18 protein-coding genes, 1 other RNA gene and 1 pseudogene are annotated in these 19,887 nt (G+C 61.6%); 10 read left to right on the top strand and 10 right to left on the bottom strand.

The genetic code is table 11. The features are described from left to right. Positions 1–31: 31 nt before the first annotated feature. Complete coding sequence (locus Q0908_RS15520) at positions 32–730, top strand: HAD family hydrolase (protein WP_299286431.1); 699 nt, start codon at positions 32–34, stop codon at positions 728–730. A 278-nt stretch (positions 731–1,008) separates the two neighbouring features. Continuing rightward, on the top strand, positions 1,009–2,397 hold the full coding sequence (locus Q0908_RS15515; protein ID WP_299286427.1) for a D-alanyl-D-alanine carboxypeptidase family protein: 1,389 nt from the start codon (positions 1,009–1,011) through the stop codon (positions 2,395–2,397). Positions 2,398–2,405: 8 nt separating this feature from the next. On the opposite strand, the gene Q0908_RS15510 is transcribed toward Q0908_RS15515, so the two are convergent. After that, positions 2,406–3,281: a LysR family transcriptional regulator gene (locus Q0908_RS15510; protein ID WP_299286424.1), complete on the bottom strand. Its 876-nt coding sequence runs from the start codon at positions 3,279–3,281 to the stop codon at positions 2,406–2,408. Positions 3,282–3,507: 226 nt separating this feature from the next. Here Q0908_RS15510 and Q0908_RS15505 point away from each other — a divergent pair, with 226 nt between their 5' ends. Then, positions 3,508–3,741: a DUF6552 family protein gene (locus Q0908_RS15505; protein WP_299286421.1), complete on the top strand. Its 234-nt coding sequence runs from the start codon at positions 3,508–3,510 to the stop codon at positions 3,739–3,741. Here Q0908_RS15505 and Q0908_RS15500 read toward each other — a convergent pair. The 5 genes from Q0908_RS15500 to Q0908_RS15480 form a co-directional block, all read right to left on the bottom strand. After that, a complete protein-coding gene (locus Q0908_RS15500; RefSeq protein ID WP_299286418.1) occupies positions 3,738–5,318 on the bottom strand; it encodes an ABC transporter ATP-binding protein in 1,581 nt (526 codons plus the stop codon). The genes Q0908_RS15505 and Q0908_RS15500 overlap by 4 nt on opposite strands. Then, positions 5,315–6,478 carry an ABC transporter permease gene (locus tag Q0908_RS15495; RefSeq protein ID WP_299286415.1) on the bottom strand — a complete coding sequence of 388 codons (1,164 nt, stop codon included), beginning with the start codon at positions 6,476–6,478 and terminating at the stop codon, positions 5,315–5,317. Before Q0908_RS15495 ends, Q0908_RS15500 begins: the two co-directional genes overlap by 4 nt. Further along, complete coding sequence (locus Q0908_RS15490; RefSeq protein ID WP_299286412.1) at positions 6,478–7,569, bottom strand: microcin C ABC transporter permease YejB; 1,092 nt, start codon at positions 7,567–7,569, stop codon at positions 6,478–6,480. The genes Q0908_RS15495 and Q0908_RS15490 overlap by 1 nt, the downstream gene beginning before the upstream one ends. A gap of 4 nt (positions 7,570–7,573) precedes the next feature. Further along, positions 7,574–9,523: an extracellular solute-binding protein gene (locus tag Q0908_RS15485; RefSeq protein WP_299286409.1), complete on the bottom strand. Its 1,950-nt coding sequence runs from the start codon at positions 9,521–9,523 to the stop codon at positions 7,574–7,576. 190 nt (positions 9,524–9,713) lie between these two features. Then, entirely contained in the window at positions 9,714–10,217 is a 504-nt protein-coding gene (locus Q0908_RS15480; protein WP_299286405.1) for a cytochrome c family protein, read from the bottom strand. A 118-nt stretch (positions 10,218–10,335) separates the two neighbouring features. Here Q0908_RS15480 and Q0908_RS15475 point away from each other — a divergent pair, with 118 nt between their 5' ends. Further along, positions 10,336–11,184: a prephenate dehydratase gene (locus tag Q0908_RS15475; RefSeq protein WP_299286403.1), complete on the top strand. Its 849-nt coding sequence runs from the start codon at positions 10,336–10,338 to the stop codon at positions 11,182–11,184. On the opposite strand, the gene Q0908_RS15470 is transcribed toward Q0908_RS15475, so the two are convergent. Further along, a complete protein-coding gene (locus Q0908_RS15470) occupies positions 11,181–11,648 on the bottom strand; it encodes an SRPBCC family protein (RefSeq protein ID WP_299286401.1) in 468 nt (155 codons plus the stop codon). The genes Q0908_RS15475 and Q0908_RS15470 overlap by 4 nt on opposite strands. Positions 11,649–11,687: 39 nt before the next feature. Continuing rightward, complete coding sequence (nudC, locus tag Q0908_RS15465) at positions 11,688–12,656, bottom strand: NAD(+) diphosphatase (RefSeq protein WP_299286399.1); 969 nt, start codon at positions 12,654–12,656, stop codon at positions 11,688–11,690. A 109-nt stretch (positions 12,657–12,765) separates the two neighbouring features. On the opposite strand from nudC, the gene Q0908_RS15460 reads away from it, so the two are divergent. Both Q0908_RS15460 and ffs read left to right on the top strand, forming a co-directional pair. Further along, complete coding sequence (locus Q0908_RS15460; RefSeq protein WP_299286396.1) at positions 12,766–14,622, top strand: 5'-nucleotidase C-terminal domain-containing protein; 1,857 nt, start codon at positions 12,766–12,768, stop codon at positions 14,620–14,622. 41 nt (positions 14,623–14,663) lie between these two features. Next, an RNA gene (gene ffs / locus Q0908_RS15455) (signal recognition particle sRNA small type) lies at positions 14,664–14,761 on the top strand. 43 nt (positions 14,762–14,804) lie between these two features. On the opposite strand, the gene Q0908_RS15450 is transcribed toward ffs, so the two are convergent. Then, positions 14,805–15,674, bottom strand: coding sequence for an alpha/beta fold hydrolase (locus Q0908_RS15450; protein ID WP_299286392.1), 870 nt, complete (start codon positions 15,672–15,674; stop codon positions 14,805–14,807). Between the two features lie 93 nt (positions 15,675–15,767). Here Q0908_RS15450 and Q0908_RS15445 point away from each other — a divergent pair, with 93 nt between their 5' ends. Both Q0908_RS15445 and Q0908_RS15440 read left to right on the top strand, forming a co-directional pair. After that, complete coding sequence (locus Q0908_RS15445; RefSeq protein ID WP_299286389.1) at positions 15,768–16,316, top strand: TetR/AcrR family transcriptional regulator; 549 nt, start codon at positions 15,768–15,770, stop codon at positions 16,314–16,316. Positions 16,317–16,346: 30 nt separating this feature from the next. Next, the gene (locus Q0908_RS15440; protein ID WP_299286386.1) at positions 16,347–16,712 is read left to right on the top strand and encodes a DUF202 domain-containing protein; all 366 of its coding nucleotides are present in this window, start codon (positions 16,347–16,349) and stop codon (positions 16,710–16,712) included. A 4-nt stretch (positions 16,713–16,716) separates the two neighbouring features. Here Q0908_RS15440 and Q0908_RS15435 read toward each other — a convergent pair whose 3' ends face one another. After that, positions 16,717–17,559, bottom strand: coding sequence for a neutral zinc metallopeptidase (locus tag Q0908_RS15435; protein ID WP_299286384.1), 843 nt, complete (start codon positions 17,557–17,559; stop codon positions 16,717–16,719). A 168-nt stretch (positions 17,560–17,727) separates the two neighbouring features. Here Q0908_RS15435 and Q0908_RS15430 point away from each other — a divergent pair. Both Q0908_RS15430 and Q0908_RS15425 read left to right on the top strand, forming a co-directional pair. Further along, positions 17,728–19,482, top strand: a pseudogene (locus Q0908_RS15430) (DNA polymerase III subunit gamma/tau); the annotation flags it as partial. Positions 19,483–19,528: 46 nt separating this feature from the next. Next, entirely contained in the window at positions 19,529–19,870 is a 342-nt protein-coding gene (locus Q0908_RS15425) for a hypothetical protein (RefSeq protein ID WP_299286381.1), read from the top strand. Positions 19,871–19,887 lie beyond the last annotated feature (17 nt).

Genomic DNA, 19,887 nt, shown 5'->3' with positions numbered 1-19,887 from the left:
ACAGCGATTTAGAAAAGAGGGGGGTGCGGATATGTCCAAAACGCTGACCTGTATCGGTTTCGACGCAGATGACACGCTGTGGCATAACGAGAGGTTCTTCAAACTGACCCAAGACCGGTTTGCCGACCTGCTCGCGCCCCATGTGGATGTCCCCGATCTTGACACCAAGCTGATGGAGGCCGAGCGGCGCAATATCGGTCACTACGGTTTCGGCATCAAAGGCTTCGTGCTGTCGATGATCGAAACCGCCCTTGAGGTGACGGACAATCAGGTGCCGGGATCGGTGATCGCCGAGTTAATCGCGGCAGGACAGGACATGCTGCACCACCCTATCGACCTGCTGCCCCACGCGCGTGACGCAGTCGAGGCGGCCAAGGCCCACGCCCCGGTCCTGCTGATCACCAAAGGTGATTTGCTGCATCAGGAACGCAAGCTGGCCCAATCGGGTCTGGGTGAGTTGTTTGACGGGGTCGAGATCGTCTCGGACAAACAGGTGCAGGTCTACACCCGCATCTTTGCGCCATTCGGGGGTGCGGATCGTGCGATGATGATCGGCAATTCGATGAAGTCGGACGTGGTGCCCATGATCAAGGCGGGCGGGCATGGCGTCTACGTGCCGCACGATCTGGAATGGGGGCTTGAGGCTGCAGATGCGCCGGTTGACCACCCCAAATATAACGAGATCGCAGACCTTGGGGCGTTGCCGGACATGTTGGCGACACTCGACTGAGCGGACGGGCCGAGTCGGTGCCACATTCCTGCCACAATGGCCGGTATGGCATGATACCGCTGCGTATCCCCAACATGTTGAGAAGCTGCGGTGCAGAAAAACCAATTCACCTGCCGCATCAACACTTTATCGAAAATCCAACCTGTGTTAGCTTTGAGGCAATTATAAAAAGGTCAGTCGAATAATCGGCGGCCAGAGGCAAACATAGGCAGGTTATCATGAAGGTTCGGCGCGCACAGCCGGCCCGGCTTGGGCTTTTTTTATTAGCAGCGATCTGGATGCTGGTGGTTTTGCCTGCATCCGTTAAGGCAGCGCCCTACGCGGCGTTCGTGATGGATGCGCGCACCGGCGAAGTGCTCCATTCCCGCAACGCAGACACGCGACTACATCCCGCATCGCTGACCAAGATGATGACGCTTTACGTTGTCTTTCAGGCCATCGAACGGGGCGAGTTGTCGCTGGACCAGAAGATCACGATTTCCAAACATGCCGCGTCCGAGCCGCCCTCGAAACTGGGCCTCAAGTCCGGATCCCGCATTCAACTGCGCTATCTGATCCGCGCCGCTGCCGTGAAATCCGCCAATGACGCGGCCACTGCACTTGCCGAGGCTGTGTCCGGTTCCGAAGCGGCCTTTGCCCGTCGCATGACCCGCACCGCCAAGTCCCTTGGCATGACCCGCACGACCTTCAAGAACGCCCATGGCCTGACCGAAACGGGGCACATGTCGACCGCTCGTGACATGTCGATCATGGGGCGGCACATGCTGTATGATTACCCACAGTACTATAACCTGTTTTCGCGCCGCACCACTCATGCGGGTATCACCGAAGTGGCCAACACCAACCGCCGCCTGCTCGGGGCCTACAAGGGCGCGGACGGGATCAAGACGGGCTATACCCGTGCCGCAGGCTTCAACCTCGTCGCCTCTGCTGAGCGTGGCAATGAACGCATCATCGCAACCGTTTTCGGCGGCAAATCCACAGTGTCGCGCAATGCCAAAGTGGCTGAACTGCTCGACCTCGGCTTTCGTCGTGCGCCTAGCCAGGCCCCACTGCGCAAGCCCGCCAAACCAAAATACGTGCCGGGGGATGATCCCATCATCATCGCGGGCAATCAGGACGCCCCCAAAGGGGCGGGCAAGGTCATCCGGCTGAGTGGCGCGGTCAAAACCTCCTATCGTCCCAAAATGCGGCCCGGTGCCGAACCGGCACCTGTGGTCGTGGCCGAAGCGCCTGCCAACACCGTGGACATGTCCGAAGACATCCAACTCGCACTTCAGGCCGCCCAAACCGAAGAGACTACCGCGAGTGCCGCCGCCACGGCCATCTCGGACGCTCTGGTGCCCACCATGCGGCCCGCGGCACGTCCGCAAGCGGTGGCCTTTACAAAACCCGAACCCGAGGTCGTCACCCGCGTCTCCACCTCAGGCGGGCGCCATTGGGGTGTGAACATCGGCCGCTATGCCAGCCGCTACAAAGCCGAAAAGGTGTTGTTGCAGACGGCACTGGCCGAGATGTCGTCGCTGGATGGTTCCTTGCGCAAAGTGGTGCGCCGCCCGACAGGTTTTGACGCCAACTTCATGGGCATGACCCGCGATACAGCTGATCTGGCCTGCCGTCGTTTGCAGTCACGCAACATGACCTGCTTCATGATCGGACCATCCTAAGCGTCTCCCTACCCCCGGGCTGCCTTGCGGATCCATTTGACGAAAGCGCGCAGCGCAGGGCGCGGCACGCCTGGGCGAGTCACAAGATGATATCCGGCCCCCGGGATCGCATCCTCATGCAGAACGATCAGACGACCGGCCTGAATATCTGCTTCCACAAACGCCCGCACCGTGACGGCCAACCCCTGCCCGTCCCGCGCACCATCCAGCATCAGGTTGCCCGGCACTTGGGTCAGCACCCCGCGCAGCCCCCCCATCGCACCCTTTGTCTCGAGCCAGCGGGTGCTTTCAGAGGTACCGACCTCCTCCAGCCACGGCAACTCGCCCAAGCGCGTCAGATCCGTTGTGTCGTGGCCAGCCACCAAGGCAGGCGCGGCCACCACGACCATTGAGGTCTCCAGCAGCAATTCATCGTCCAACCCGTCCCATCCGCCCACGCCGTAGCGGATCGACACATCGACCCCGCCGGGGCTCAGCGTCACAAGATCAGCGGTGGGGTTCAGCACCAGATTGATCCCCGGATGAACGGCGCGGAATTCGGAGAGGCGCGGCATCAGCCATGCGGCGGCAAAGCTGGGTGTGGGCGAAATATGCAGTGGGCGCGCCGCCTCGGCCCCGGTCACCAGCGCCACCGCGCGGGCGATGCTGGCAAACCCATCGCTGCACCCCTGGGCCAATATCTCTCCGTCAGGGGTCAGCACCATGGCGCGCCCCGACCGGTCCAACAGGCTGACGCCCAGATGCGCCTCAAGCGCACGCAATTGCTGGCTGATCGCCGCGTGACTGACGTTAAGCGCCGCACCCGCCTCCACCACGCTGCCTGTCTCCACAAAGGCGGCAAAGGCGCGCAATGCGGCGAGCGGGGGGAGGTCTCTCCAGTCCATATGTCAACTCAGCTTACATTTTATATTTTCAATTGAGTCGCATTATAACGCCGTTTGCGCAAGTTTGGTGGCACAACGACATCAACAAACGAGGTTCCCCCATGCTCGATATCTATGCCCAAACTTTCATGACTGCATCGCGTACCCGGCGCTGCGTCCCCGTCAGCTCCCCCAAACGTAAATGGTGGCACACCCGTCGCATGACCTGCATCGATCTGAACAGACTATGAGGATCGCGCTGCGTCAGACGCTGAGCACGGACGTGATCAAATGGATTGCATCCGCACTCCAAATCTTCGGCTACGGGGCCACGGCGATGGAGGCCACGCCCCTCAACCTTTACTTTTTCAGCGCAGGCATCGTGGGCTGGTTTATCGTCGGGCTGCACTGGAACGACCGCGCGATCATGCTGATCCACGTGGTCGCGGCAGCAGCCATGGTGGTCGGCCTGCTCGCCTAGTGCGTGGCTTGCAGCAACAGGCGGGTGTAATCGGTTTGAGGTCGCTCAAACAGATCATCCGCCGCTCCCTGCTCGACCACATCACCCTGTTTCATCACCAGCACCTTGTGACTCATCGCGCGCACGACCTTGAGGTCATGGCTGATGAACAAGAACGCCAGCCCATATTTCTGCTGTAGCCCGCGCAGCAATTCAACGATTTGCACCTGCACCGTCATGTCGAGCGCCGAAGTCGGCTCGTCCAGCACCACCAGCTTGGGGCGCAGGACCATGGCGCGCGCGATGGCGATGCGCTGGCGCTGACCACCCGAGAACTCGTGCGGGTAGCGATCCATGGTCAACGGATCGAGGCCTACCTCGGCCATGACCTCGGCCACAACTTCGCGCGGGCCGCGCCCGTCCTCGATCCCGTGGATCCCCAACCCTTCGGCGATGATCTGCATCGCCGTCATGCGCGGGCTGAGCGAGCCATAGGGGTCCTGAAACACGATCTGCATGTCCTTGCGCAGCCGGCGCAATTCGCGCACGGACCAGGCGCGGATGTCTTGGCCCATGTACACAATGCTGCCCTCGGACGCGATCAAACGCATGATCGCAAGCGCCAGCGTCGTCTTGCCTGACCCCGATTCGCCCACGATGCCCACGGTTTCGCCCGCATGGACTTGCAGGGTCGCGTCGTTGACCGCCTTTACGTGTCCGACCGTCTTGCGCAGAAAGCCTGCCGTGATCGGAAACCAGACTTTGAGGTTCGCCGTTTCGGCCACCAGCTTCGCATCGGCAGGGACCGGAGCGGGCTGGCCCGTAGGCTCCGCGCTCAGCAGCTTTTGCGTATAAGGGTGCTGCGGGTTGGCGAACAATTCGGCGGTCGGACCCGTCTCAACGATTTCGCCCTGCTGCATCACGCACACCCGGTCGGCAATGCGGCGCACGATCCCGAGGTCGTGGGTGATGAACAAAAGGCCCATGCCCTCGGTCTCTTTCAACCCGGCCAGCAGGTCGAGGATTTGCGCCTGAATGGTGACATCCAGCGCGGTGGTCGGCTCATCCGCGATCAACACATCCGGCTTGTTGGCCAGCGCCATGGCGATCATCACGCGCTGGCGCTGCCCGCCAGAGAGTTGGTGGGGATAGGCCGACAGGCGGCTTTCGGCGTCGCGAATGCCCACCTTGTCGAGCAGTTCGAGGATACGGCCCTTTGCATCCTCGCCCACGATCCCCTGGTGCAGCGCAAGGCTTTCGCCCAGTTGCTTTTCGATGGTGTGCAGCGGGTTCAGCGACGTCATCGGTTCTTGGAAGATGAACGAGATGTCGTTGCCGCGCACCTTGCGCAACAGCCGCTCATCCGCGCCGATCATCTGCTGGCCGTCGTAAGTAACCGACCCCGACACCTCCGCGCTGTCACCCAGCAAGGACACGGTGGACAGGGCCGACACCGACTTGCCTGATCCGGATTCGCCCACCAGCGCGACCGTTTCGCCCCGCGCAACCGAGAACGACACGCCGCGCACCGCCTCGGTCAGCTTGCCGTCCTGCCGGAATCCCACCCGCAGGTCCTTGACGTCGAGCAATGGGGTCATGAAAACGTCTTTCGCGGATCAAAGGCATCGCGGATGCCTTCGAAGATGAAAATGAGAAGGCTCAGCATGATCGCAAACACCGTAAAGGCGGTGAAGGCGAGCCACGGCGCTTGCAGGTTCTGCTTGGCCTGTAGGGTCAACTCACCCAAGGACGGTGCCGATGACGGCAAGCCAAAGCCGAGGAAGTCGAGCACCGCCAGCGAAGAGATCGTGCCGGTGATGATGAAAGGCAGCATGGTCAGTGTCGCCACCATCGCGTTGGGCAGCATGTGGCGGAACATGATCGTGAGGTTGTTGACGCCAAGCGCGCGGGCGGCGCGCACATATTCGAGGTTGCGTGCCCGCAGGAATTCGGCGCGCACCACGCCCACAAGGCCGGTCCAGCCGAACAGCACCAGCAGGAACACAAGCAGCCAGAAACTTCGTCCCAGAATGGCGAACATGATGATGATCACATAAAGGCTGGGGGTCGAGGACCAGATCTCGATGATCCTTTGAAAGATCAGGTCGGTGCGCCCGCCGAAATAGCCTTGCACCGCGCCCGCGATGATCCCGATCACCGCGCTCGCTCCGGTGACGATCAGTGTGAACAGAACCGACAGGCGAAAGCCGTGAATGACCCTCGCCATCACGTCGCGTTTGGTGCCATCGGTGCCCAACAGATTTTCGCCGTTGGGGGGCAGCGGGGCGGCACCGGGGCGCTCGACGGCCGTGTCATAGGAATAGGGGATCAGCGGCCAGATCGTCCAACCCCTGGTGATCGCCTCACCGTCCACTTCGCCGTCCTGGGCATCCTCGATCACGCCTTCGGGGTCGTCAAAACAGGCATCCAGCCCCCCCGACACGATCAGGCATTCGACCTCGGGGTCGCGGTAGGACGCTTCGGTCTGGAAATCACCGCCGAAGTCTGTCTCGGAATAGAAGTTCCAGATGGGGGTGTAGAATTCGCCCTGATAGCGCACGAGGATCGGTTTGTCATAGGCGAGAAATTCGGCAAACAGCGACAATCCGAAAAGCACGGCAAAAATCCACAGCGACCAATAGGCGCGGCGGTTCTTCTTGAAACTGCGCCAGCGGCGTTGATTGAGCGGCGAGAGCGAAAAGAATTTCCGCTTGGGGGCCGGGACGACCACGGGCGCGTCGGTGTCTTGTACAGCCATCAGCCCTCCCTCCGCTCAAAGTCGATGCGCGGATCGACCAGCACGTACATGAGGTCCGACAGGATACCGACGAGCAGGCCCATGAGGCCGAAGATATAAAGCGTGCCGAAGACGATGGGGTAATCACGCGCGACCGCCGCCTCGAACCCGAGCCGCCCCAGACCGTCGAGCGAAAAGATCGTTTCGATAATCAGCGAGCCGCCAAAGAACACGCCAATGAACACAGCCGGAAAGCCTGCGATCACGATCAGCATCGCGTTGCGGAACACGTGGCCATAAAGCACGCGCCGTTCCGACAGCCCCTTGGCGCGGGCGGTCATGACGTAAAGCTTCTTGATCTCGTCCAGAAAGCTGTTCTTGGTCAGCAGGGTCAGCGTGGCAAAGGCCCCGATGGTGCCCGCAAGCACCGGCAGGGTGATGTGCCAGAAATAGTCGGCGACTTTGCCGAGCGCGCTCAATTCATCGAAGTTGTCCGAGGTGAGGCCGCGCAACGGGAATATCTGGTAATAGCTGCCCCCCGCGAAAAGTACGAGCAAGAGGATCGCGAACAGAAAGCCCGGGATGGCGTAAGCGGCGATGATCGCGCCGGAGGTCCATGTATCAAAGGGCGTGCCGTCCTTGACCGCCTTGCGGATGCCAAGCGGGATCGAAATCACATAGGCGATGAGGGTCGACCACAGCCCCAGACTGATCGACACAGGCAGCTTTTCGATGACCAGATCAATCACCCCGATAGATCGAAAGTAGCTCTCGCCAAAATCAAACCGGGCGTAGTTCCACACCATGTTGAGGAAGCGCTGTACGGGGGGTTTGTCAAACCCAAACTCCCGCTCCAACTCGGCGATGAACTCGGGCGGTAGGCCACGCGCGCCCACGTAGGAGCTGTCGGAGGCGGTATTCAGCTCGTCCGTTCCGGCATCGTTATTGCCCCCCGCAAAGCCACCGAACACGTCGCCGCCCCCTTGGGCGCGCGCAATGGCCTGTTCGACCGGGCCGCCGGGCACGAATTGGGTCAGCGTAAAGTTGACCAGCAAAATGCCCAGCAATGTCGGTATGACCAACAGCAGCCGGCGCAGGATATAGGGGGCCATCCGCTTACCTCAACGCGCCGGAGGCACGCAGCTCGGCTGCCTTTTCTTCGTTGTACCACCAGAAATCGAGCTGCCCCAGGCCATAGGGCGGCAACACGTCAGGGAACTCGTACATGTCGTAATAGGCGACCCAGTGATTGGGTTTGTACCACAACGGGATCATGATGAACTCGTGGCGCAGCGCCCGGTCGAGCGCCATGAGCGAGGCTTGCTCCTCCTCGCGGGTTTCAGCCAGCAGCGATCCTTCGATGATGGCGTCAATCAGGGGGCTGGCGAGCCCGGCAGGGTTGAACAGGGAGAACTCGGCAGCTTCGGAGCCAAAGCGTTGGGCAAGCCCCGTGCCGGTGCCCAAGAACGCAGCGTAGGAATCATAGACCAGATCATAGTCGCGATCGCGTTCACGCGAGGTATATTGGGACGGGTCCACTTTTTCGAGGCGGATGTCGATGCCCAGCTTTTCGACGTTGGATACGAAATTTTCCATCGCGCCGGACAGCGTGTCGGGCGAGGACGAATTGAACAGATAGTTGATGGTCAGCGTTTGCCCTTCCTTGCGACGGATGCCGTCATCACCGACGGCCCATCCCGCCTCGTCCAGCAGCGCCATGGCCTTGCGCGCATTGCGCCGGTCAAACAATCGCGCCTCGTTCGAGGTATGCGGCATACGCACCTCTTCGCTCAGGACTTCGGGCGGGACCAGATCGCCAAGACCTTGCAGAAACTCCAATTCGGCCCCTTCAGGCACACCGGTCGCCATGATCGGCGTGTCTTGGGTAAAGGACGCGCGCTGTTGGAACAGACCGTATTGCAGTGATGCGTTGGTCCACTCGAAATTGTAGGCCAGTGCCACTGCCTCGCGCACGCGGCGGTCCTCGAACACAGGGGAATTCAGGTTGAAAACGATGCCTGACGGAGTGGGCGGCGTGCCGTCGCGCAACTCGCGCAACTGGATCGCACCGCTGTTGACCTTGGGCGTGTCATAGCCGGTCGCCCACTTCTTGGAGTCGTTTTCAGTGCGATACGTGAACTCGCCAGCCAGAAAGCCCTGAAAGGCGGCCTCTGCATCGCCGAAATATTCGATGCGGATGCTGTCGAAATTGTTGCGGCCCACGTTGATGGGCAGATCGTTGCCCCAGTAGTCGCGGTTGCGTTTGTAAGTCACGCGCCGGTTCACATCGAAACTGTCGAGCATGTAGGGCCCCGAACCGGGTGATGTGGTTAGGCGGCTTTCATCCAGACGCGCGCCGGTTTCCTCGTACCACTTCTTGGACCAGGCGGGGACGAAGCCGACCTGTTCGATCAACGATCGGCGCGAGATGCCTTCGGTAAAGTAGAACTTGATGCGGTGATCGTCCAGCACCTCGACTTTGGGGATGCGCTTGCGGACAGCGTCGCCATAGGATTTCAAACCCTGATCCAGTAGCAGGTTGTGCGAAAAGTAGATATCGTGGGCGGTGACGGGATCGCCGGTGGAGAACCGGGCCTCGGGACGCATGTGGAAGATGACCCAGTTCTTGCCCTCGTCGTATTCTATGCGTTTCGCCAGTAAGCCGTAATATTCGGCGTAGACGTCCGCCGGGGCGGGCGTTCCGTTCACCCCTTCGCCAAGTAGGCTTTCATACATCACGCTCGACAAGGCAGCGCCGCGGCCTTTGCGCGAATAGGGGTTCAGGGAATCAAATGTGCCGACCGTGCCAAGGGAGATTTCGCCCCCCTTCGGTGCGTCGGGGTTCACATAGTCGAAGTGCGGAAAATCCTCGGGATAGGTCAGATCACCGTAAAACGAGAAACCGTGGGATTCGATGATCGTTTCATGCCCGTCGGCGCGCGTCAGACTGGCCCATGCGAACGTGGTAATCAGCCCCAAGACGACCAAAGCCCCCCATCGCAGAGATGTCTCTCGCACCGCCTTGGTACGCGCCTGTGCTTGGGTCCGGGATCTGGTGTCACGCATCGGTTGTCCTCCAATGTGGCGTTCAGGGCCGTCTTGTCGTTGGAATTTAAGCTAAATCGCTGCCGCGCCAATTTGCAACTTGAGATTCCGTGATCTCACAGCGGCATGAGGCCCCGCATTTGAAACATAACAACGAAAAAGACCGCATGCGGGAGCGCACGCGGTCTCAATTCTGTCAAAGTGCCCAAAATCAGTCGTCTAGGCTGTCGAGGTAAGCAATCAGGTTGGCTCGGTCTTCGACGTCGCTCAGGCCGTTGTAGCCCATGGAGGTGCCGGGGGCCCAACCGCGTGGGTCTTCAAGGAAACCGTTGAGGTTTTCAGGGGTCCACACCTCTGCAACTTCCGATAGAGCGCCGGAGTAGGACGCATAGTCGGTCGAGCCGATCTCGCGGCCCACAACGCCGTGCAGGTAGGGACCAACGCCGTTCTCGCCCGCTTCGGCCTTGTGGCACGCGCTACATTGGCGGAACAGACGCACACCGGCTTCGGCATCGGCGGAGGCGTAAACGTCGGCGAAGGCGACTTCGACCGTATCCTCGTCCGCTTCTTCGGCACCTGTATCGATTACATAGGACTGCTCACCATGGCCACCGGAGTGATACAATTCATCAGCGGCCCACTGGCCCAGCAAAAGGATCAGAAGCGCCCCACAAAAGCTGGCAGCGATTTTGGTGAAGGTCATCGTGTCGAACATAAGGATTCCGTTCCGCGACTTTTGTTAGCGTTCCGCGCGATATCTATTGCTTCCCCTCCGTACTGGCAAGGTATAGAAAGCGCGACCAATCGCCCTGCCCTGACACGGACTGCGGCGCATGGACAAGGATGTAACGATGTCAGAGCGGATTGCGTTCCAGGGCGATTTGGGTGCCTACAGTCACGAGGCCTGCCTCAGTACCCGCCCCTCTGGCACGCCTGTGCCCTGCACCACATTTGAAGACGTGTTTGCCGCCGTGCGCGAGGGGCGGGCCGATATGGCCATGCTGCCGGTCGAAAACACGACCTATGGGCGGGTTGCGGACATTCATCGGCTGTTGCCCGAAAGCGGGATGCACATCGTGGACGAAGCGTTCGTGCGGGTGCGCATTTCGCTGATGGCGCTGCCGGGGCAAACGCTTGAGGATATCAAACATGTGCGCGCCCATCTGGTGCTGCTGCCCCAGGCGCGGGCCTTTCTGGATGCCAACGGGATCACCGCCGAAGCCGCCGCTGACAGCGCAGGTGCCGCAGCCGCGATTGCCGCCTCGGGTGAAATGGGCGTGGGTGCCTTGGCCTCGCATGTGGCCGCCGACATTCACGGGCTGAACGTGCTGGCAACGGACATCGAGGATCAGGGCCACAACACCACCCGCTTCCTGCTGATGTCGCCGGACGAGGACATGTCGCGCCGGGGCGAGACAATGATTACCACCTTCGTGTTCGAGGTGCGCAACATCCCGGCCGCGCTTTACAAGGCCATGGGCGGCTTCGCGACGAACGGCATCAACATGACCAAGCTCGAAAGCTACATGGTGGGCGGCGCGTTCACGGCCACGCAGTTTTATGCCGATGTCGAAGGGCATCCCGATGACCCAGATCTTGCCCGCGCGCTGGAGGAGTTGGACTACTTCACCAACAGGCTCGACATTCTGGGGGTCTATCCAGCGGCGGCCAAACGGGACTAGGCGGTGCGCTGCAACCGGTCCTCAAGCCCCTTGGTGTAGTCGGCCACCCGCAGCTTGAACCGCTTGGTCAGGTTGGTCTTGGCAAGCTTGAGGGACTGCACCAGCAAACGGGCCGACAGGTTCAGCGGCTTGATCTCAAGCGCGATGTTCATCCGGGTCCGGCTGCGCGACAGCGCCAGCAACTCCACATCAAAGCTGCCCTCCATCCCCGATGACTTCACCTCGAACACCATCTCGTTGGGGGCATCAAAGCGGGCCATTTCGACGCCGACATTGCGCCGCCGCCCACGCACATCAAAGGCCGTCTTCCACTTCATGCCCACGCCCGGTTGGGTGAGTGGGTCAATGCGTTGCACATCAGCGCCACGCCGCATCGCCTGACGCTCGAACCCCTCGAAGTCACACAATGCTTCAAACACCTGATCAATCGGGGCAGCGATATCTTCGCGCGTTGAGAATTTCATGGAATGTGCCTGTCAGCCGGGATTTTGCGCAGTGTTCCCTTAATCCAGCGTATCCGCAAGCCAGTTTTCCAGTAAAAAGTGAGCGATGGCCCCTTTGCGGGCGGGCAGAATCGTCGGGTGTTCGCCTGCAAAGATGTGCATCATCTCTTCTCGGCTGACCCACATTGCGGCTTCGATTTCGACAGGGTCAATTGTGATCTCACGGCTGGTGGCGATGCCACGGCACCCGAACATCAGTGAGGCCGGGAACGGCCAGGGCTGGCTTGACAGATAATCGACTGCCCCCACCCGCACGCCCGCCTCTTCGAACACCTCACGGCGCACGGCGGCCTCAAGAGTTTCGCCCGGCTCGACAAACCCCGCGAGCAGTGAAAACATCCCTTCGGGCCAACCGGGCGATCGCCCCATCAGGACCGAATTGCCATGGGTGATCAGCATGATGACAACCGGGTCCGTGCGCGGAAAGTGGTGCGCACCGCAGGTCGGACAGATGCGTTGCCACCCGCCCTGCCCCATATCCGAGGCAGCGCCACACCTGGCGCAAAACCGGTGGCTTTCGTGCCAGCCAAAGATCGCCTTTGCCGTCGCGGCCAGTTCCGCATCGCGCGGGGTCAGCCACGTCATGATGCGGCGGAGCTCGGCAAAGACTTCATTAGGCGCAAAGGCGGGGTGGTGCTGCTCGCTCGGATCCAGAAACGCGCCCAATTGCGCGTTGTCGATATCCACAGGGGTCCATCCCGACAGATCATGGGCAAAGCGGGGCGCACCATCTTCGCGGCCCAGAAAGACCGGCGAGGCTGCCGCATCCGCCAAGGCGGGATGATCAAGCGGCACGCGCAACAGCGCGGCGGGCCGGGTCTTCGAGATCAGTGGTTTGCCCTGCCACAGCAGGATCGTGCGTGCCGCCGGGTCCGCTGCGGCATCCGCCAGGGCGGCAGGATCCGCGCGCAATTCCCCTGCACGGTCCAGACCGGATCCCCCAAACGTGACCGTTTCGGCGTGTCGCATGATGCGTGCTCCCTGCGCTGGCGTATCTGCCGTGCAGGCTTGGCATGACACGCCCGGCGGTGCAATGCACGCGCGAACAAGCGCGCGACATCAAACAGATTTTCCCGTGATGCGGGTTGCCATTACTCTACCTCTGGGTGAACGTGAACGGATGAACTCGCCTAAAGCCCATCTGCGCCTTCTCGCCACAAGTGATGTGCATATGCACATCGTTGGATGGGATGCCTTGCGTGATGCGCCCGTGTCAGGTCGGGGGATGGACAACCTTGCACCACTGATCGCCACCGCACGGCAGGAGGCTGCCGGGACCTGTCTGCTGTTTGACAATGGTGATGCGCTGCAAGGGACACCGATGGGCGATGTGTGCGCTCAGATGCCGGGATCAGAGCCGCATCCCTGGGCGCATGTTCTGAATGCGTTGGACTTCGATGCGGTCGGGCTTGGCAATCACGACTTCGACTTCGGGCTCGCGTTTCTGGAACAGATCGTGACGCAGATTGACGCCCCTGTGCTGTGTGCCAGCATCGGGGCTGGCGACGTCAAAGGAGTCCGCGCTGGCCATGTTCTCAAGCGGGACGTCGCGTGCTCTGACGGCGAAACGCGGGCGTTGACCATCGGGGTCACATCCGTCCTGCCCCCGCAGACCGCCATCTGGAACCACCGGTTCCTGTCGGGGCGCGTCGCCTTTGCGCGCGGCGTTGCAGCCGCCCGCCGGTCGGTCCAGACGCTCAGGGCCGATGGCGCCGACCTGGTCGTCATGCTGTGCCATAGCGGTTTGGCCAGCCCCGCCGACGGCGAGAATTTCGCCACAGCCATCGCCGCGCAAGTCAGCGGTATAGATGCGATGATTATGGGGCACACCCACCGGGAATTTCCGGCCACCCAGCATGACGGAGGCGATGAAGTCTGCCCGGATGCAGGCACCGTGTCCGATGTGCCCGCAGTCATGCCGGGATATGCGGCCGAGATGTTGGGCGTGATCGATCTGGCGTTGTCATATGCCGATGACGCTTGGCAGGTTACAGGCCACAGCGTTGCCCTGCGGCGCAATCGCGCAGACCAGATGCCCGACGCTGCAATCACCCAGATCGCGGCCCCCGCAGTGCTACAGACCCGCGCCGCCCTTGGCGAAGTCATTGCGCAAACGGACACAGGATTTCACAGCTATTTTGACATGCTGCAATCCGGGCCAAGCACGCAACTGATTGCGGATGCAATGACCGAAACGATCACCGACCATGTTGCGGGCACGGAACTGGCGGCACTGCCGGTCATAGCTTCTGTTGCACCCATGGCCCTTGGGGGGCGCGCCGGCCCCACGAACTTTGTCGAGGTCGCCAAGGGGCCGCTCACCACTGGCCACCTGTCGACTCTGTGCCCCTATCGCAACGCGATCTGGGCGGCCGTGCTGACGGGCAGCGATTTGTGGGCCTGGGCCGAACGATCCGCAGTCTATTTTTCCCCTTCGCGCACTGGGCTCAGCAACTTGGTGAACCCGACGGTCCCCTGTTTCAACTTTGATCTTCTGCACGGGCCAATGACCCTGATCGACCCGTTCGCACTTCCGAAATACACCCCGCTAGGGATCCCGACCCAAGCAAATGCGGGCCGGGTGACCGCGCTGACGCTGAATGGGGTGCCAATCGCCGAAGACGCCAGATTTCTCGTCGCGATGACAAGTTATCGCGGTGCAGGCGGGGGTGCATATCCGGGCCTCACCCGCGACACGACATTGGTGCGCACCGATGTCGAGTTGAAATCGGCACTGCGCGACCAACTGTCGAGGCGCGGCGCCATCCCTGTCCAGCAGCACCCGGTCTGGCATTTCAACGGGGCCCATGACACCCCAACCATCATCGAAACCTCACCCAATGCGGCGCAACATCTTGATGATATTGCCGTCTTTGATCCAATCCCCATCGGACTGAGCGACGCAGGCTTTCTGCGGATCAAGGTTTTGATCTGAGGACATCTTGCGTTGCGCGCGCGCCCGACTTATATGCGGGTCGAGAGGTTGGCGCGGGCGAGCGCCTCGCCAACCCGGTCAGATCCGGAAGGAAGCAGCCGTAACGAGCCCCGCTTGGGTCGTTGTCAATCTCTCACCAGCCGCCCCATCTGCGCAAACGTGCGCGATGCGGGGCGGGCCACTCAGCCCTCCAGCAGCGTCCCCCAGATCGCCCGATTGCGTCGTGAGAATGCGCCCAGGTGACCAATCGTGTCGAGGTCATGGTCCTTTGCATCGATGGTCACATGTTCGGCCCGTGGCCCAAAGACGTTGCGCAGGCGTTCCACGCAATGGACCGGGATCAGATCGTCATCCGCAAAGGAATGGAGCCGTACTCGCGCCTCGCTTTGCCAATCCGGCGCGGGCATGCGGGTGCCGATATCGGCATCATAAAAGTCACGGGACGTGCACCATCTACGCCATTGCCAGAAGACTCCAGCGGGCAGGTCCTCTCCGAACTTCAAGGGTTTGCCAGGCAGATACCCATACAGGCGGGTGGCGACAGGCCCCAGAGCAAACCAGAAATTCAGGGCCAGCGCCCGATAAGGCCATGGATGGTCTGAATGATGCACCATGCCCGATGCCACGCCGATCACCCGCACCACATCGTCCATATCGGACTGGTTGGGTAACATGATCGCACCCAAGGAGTGGCCGATGATCCACAACGGAACGCCGGGCACCTCATCGCGCATGATGCGACGCGCCGCAGTCTGATCGCGGATGCCCCAGTCGGACATATCTGCAACCACCTTGCGCATCGGCCCGGCACAGGATCGCCCTGTCCCACGATAGTCGTAGGTCAGACAGGCCATCCCCCGTTCCGCCGCCAGCCAGCGCGCAAAATGGGTGTAAAACGTCTGGGGCACCCCGGTTGCGCTGTTCAGAACCACAGCCGCAAACGGACGCCCCGATGGCAGATACAAGCGACCGACCAGCTCGGCCCCATCCTCGGTCTTGAACGCGACCGATCGCTCACGGACAGCACGTTGTAGCGCGTCTGCATCGAACATGGTGAACCCCCTTTTTGGTACCGTGGCGGGACTAGACCGAATGGTCTAATCTCGACGCTGGACCAATCGGTCTATTCCTGTCAAGATTAAATGATGACGACGCCCGCCCTTCCGACCAAAGACCGCCTGATCCAATCGGCGGCCACGCTGTTTCGCACGCGCGGATATCACGGGGTGGGTCTGGCCGATCTGCTGAGCCATGCCAAAGCGCCCAAAGGGTCGCTTTATCACCACTTTCCCAACGGGAAGTCGGACCTGGCAATGGCGGCGGCCACGTGGGCCTCAGACCAGATGCTGCGGCTGATCGCGGCGAGTTTCGACGGGGCCAAGACGTTCAAGGACGGGGCCACGACCTTGTGTTTCAAGCTGGCCAAACTGTTCGATCTGACGGGCTGGGACACATGCCCGATTGCCGCAACACTGTTCGAAGGGCCGGACAACACTGAATTCCGCGCCCATGCCAGCCACATTTACGAAGGCTGGATCGCCGAAGTACACGATCACGCCGAACGCTTCGGCCTGCCCGAGGACGAGGCGCAAACCAACGCGGAAAACCTGTTCGTGCTAATACAAGGTGGGTGGATGCTGGCGCGTGCCCGGCGCGACTCGGACGTTTTGCGCACCCTGCCCGCGCTGCTATAAGGCGGCAAAAGTTAGGGATGGGGCAGAGCAATGGCAGACAGATCTGAAGATGACGCAAAGACCCGCACGCGTTGGGCCGAAGACCGCACGCTCCTCGCCATCGAGCGAACATTTGCAAGCTGGATCGGGACGGGGCTGGGTGGTGTCGGGATAGCCATCGCGCTCAAGGCTGTGTTTGGCGCAACCGACCCCACATGGGTGGCCAAAGTGGTCGCCAGCCTGTTCCTGATCATCGCGATCATCCTCTACTGGACCGCCCGCAAACAGGCCTGCACCTCGATTGTGCGGCTCACGGAAAATGATGTGATCACGCAGTCACCGCGCAATTTCACATTGATCGCGCTGGCGCTGACGGTCGCCACCGTGGCGACGGGTGCCGTCTTGTGGTCGCTCTAGCGGCTTACAACTGACGCGCAGCGAATGTGTCGCAATCGTTCATCTGCCCCGAATCATAGCCGCGCTGGAACCAACGCGCGCGCTGTTCGGAGGTGCCATGGGTAAAGGTGTGAGGCTGGGGCACGCGCCCGGCCTGACGCTGCAGGTGGTCATCGCCGATCATGCGGGCCGCATTCAACGCCTCTTGCAGATCGCCACGTTCCATTAAATCCCCGACATTGCGCGCCCAGATGCCGGACAGACAGTCCGCCATCAGCTCGGAACGGACAGTCAGTTGGTTGGCCTCAACCTCAGACGACTGCTGGCGGGCGCGATGGACCTGACCCAAAATCCCCAATTCATTCTGAACGTGATGCGCGACCTCGTGGGCGATGACATAGGCGGCGGCGAAATCTCCACCCGCGCCAAGGCGGTTACGCATGGTCGAAAAGAATGCCGTGTCCAGATAGGCCTTTTGATCGGCGGGGCAGTAAAACGGCCCCGTCGCGCCGGAGGCTCCGCCGCAAGGGCTTTGCGTAACGCCTGAATACAGAACCATCACCGGCGGCGTATAGGGACGGCCCACCTGCTCGGGAAACTCTTGCGCCCAGACGGCTTCGGTGGTCGCAAGGACGCGAGCGGCAAATTCGCCTTCGCGCTGATCGGCCTCGGTCACCGGCCGGCTTGCGGTGGCAGGGGCCTGCCCGCCCGACAAAAACGGCATGACGTCGATGCCCGTGACCCAGCCAATGACGAGAACGATCAGGATACCGCCGATCCCCAAACCGCCCGCAGCACCCGCACGGCCACGCCCGCGCCCTCTGCGATCTTCGATGTTTCGGCTTCTGGTAATCCCGCGCAGTCGCATGCTGTTTCCTCCGTGTCCTCGCGCGTCAACGCTTGATGGGGCACAATAGTTGCATCGCATGACGATTTGAAAGGTTTTCGCGCCGGGCGCGGTTTGGTGACGCCGGTGGTGGACGCCGCCGCGCGCGCCCCGTAGGTTTGCACTCGCACGCCGAATCCACCCCACCAAAGCCAGAGGCCCATGTCCGAAGAACCCCAGAAATATCAGGTCCTCGCCCGCAAATACCGGCCCGAAACCTTTGTTGACCTTGTGGGTCAGGACGCGATGGTGCGCACGCTGAAAAATGCGTTCGAGGCGGACCGGATCGCCCAAGCCTTTGTCATGACGGGGATTCGCGGGACGGGCAAAACCACAACCGCTCGGATCATCGCCAAGGGGATGAACTGCATTGGGCTCGACGGCAACGGCGGGCCGACCACCGAACCCTGCGGGCAATGCGAACATTGCGTGGCGATCATGGAAGGGCGGCATGTCGATGTGCTCGAGATGGACGCCGCCTCGAACACGTCCGTCAATGACATCCGTGAAATCATCGATTCGGTCCACTACCGCGCGGCCTCGGCGCGCTACAAAATCTATATCATCGACGAAGTGCACATGCTGTCCAACAGCGCCTTCAACGCGCTGCTCAAGACGCTGGAAGAGCCGCCCGCCCATGTAAAATTCATCTTTGCGACCACTGAAATTCGCAAAGTGCCCGTGACGGTGCTGTCCCGCTGCCAGCGGTTCGATTTGCGCCGCATCGAACCGGAAGTGATGATCGCGCTGCTGCGCAAGATCGCCACTGCCGAGGGGGCCGAGATTGCGGCTGATGCGCTGGCGCTGATCACCCGCGCGGCCGAAGGGTCTGCGCGCGATGCGACATCTTTGCTGGACCAGGCGATTTCGCACGGGGCGGGTGAAACCAGCGCCGATCAGGTGCGCGCGATGCTGGGCCTTGCGGATCGGGGGCGGGTGCTTGATCTGTTTGACATGATCCTCAAGGGAGACGCCGCCGGTGCGCTCACCGAGCTTGGCGGGCAATACGCGGACGGGGCCGACCCGATGGCCGTTCTGCGCGACTTGGCCGAGATCACGCATTGGGTGTCGGTGGTAAAAATCACACCGGAAGCGGCGGATGATCCGACCATCTCCCCCGATGAACGCGCGCGTGGGTTGACCATGGCCGAGGCGTTGCCGATGCGGGTGCTGACCCGGCTCTGGCAGATGCTTCTCAAGGCGCTGGACGAGGTGGCCGCAGCCCCCAACGCTATGATGGCTGCCGAAATGGCCGTGATCCGCCTGACCCATGTGGCCGACCTGCCCAGCCCTGACGAGTTGGTGCGCAAATTGCAAAACGCGGTGCCGCCAGCACCGACCGCCCCCCCGACGCCAAGCGGCACGTCTTCCGGCGTTCAGGCGGTGCAGCAAGCGCAAAGCCGAATGGCGGCCCGGCCTAATGCCGTAGGCCAGACGACTGCCTTGGCCCAAGATCGCGACGCGGCCTTGGCCCGCTACCCCAGCTTTGATCACGTTCTGGAGCTGATCCGCGCCAATCGGGACGTCAAACTGCTGGTCGAGGTTGAAACAACCTTGCGGCTGGCGGCCTACCAGCCGGGGCGGATCGAATTTGTGCCCACCGAAAAAGCACCCCGCGATCTGGCCCAACGGCTTGGCGCGCGGCTGCAGTTGTGGACTGGCAACCGGTGGGCCGTGTCGGTCGTGAACGAAGGCGGTGCCGAGACCGTCGCCGAGGTCCGCGATGCCGCGGATTTGGCCCTGAAGTCGAAGGCCGAAGCGCATCCGCTGGTCCAGGCCGTCATCGCCCAATTCCCAAAGGCCACGATCACCGCCATCCGCACCGCCGAAGACATCGCGCAAGAGGCCCATATCGAAGCACTGCCCGAAGTCGACGATGAATGGGACCCCTTTGAAGAGGACTAAGCGCACCTTCGCCTCACTTGGTACGGCAGTGTTGGGATGGCCGACCATGGCGCATGCGGAGGCCTGTGCCATCTTGCGCCCGGATTGGGACGGCACGTCTGTGTCAGCCATTGGCGAAGCGGTCGGGCTGCTGACCGCGCCGATGGGCCTGTTTTTGTTGGCGGCGACGGTCATGGCGGTTTTGGTGCGCAGCCAATGGGGTGGGCTGGTTGCCGTCCTGCTGTGGACAGCGTTCATCACCTTCGTGACCATGGCCGACTCAGACGGACAGCGCCCAGCCGCCATGGCGGAGGGCTGCGTTGGTCCGCCGACCTTGTTCATTGCAGCGGCGGCTGCAATATGTGTTGCAGTTGTTTTGTACACCATGCCGCACAAAAGCGGCGACTGACAGACGGAGATAACGAC

The organism is uncultured Tateyamaria sp., from assembly GCF_947494755.1.
In the GTDB taxonomy this organism is placed as follows: Bacteria; Pseudomonadota; Alphaproteobacteria; order Rhodobacterales; family Rhodobacteraceae; genus Tateyamaria.
This window is presented reverse-complemented; position numbering and strand designations above follow the sequence as displayed.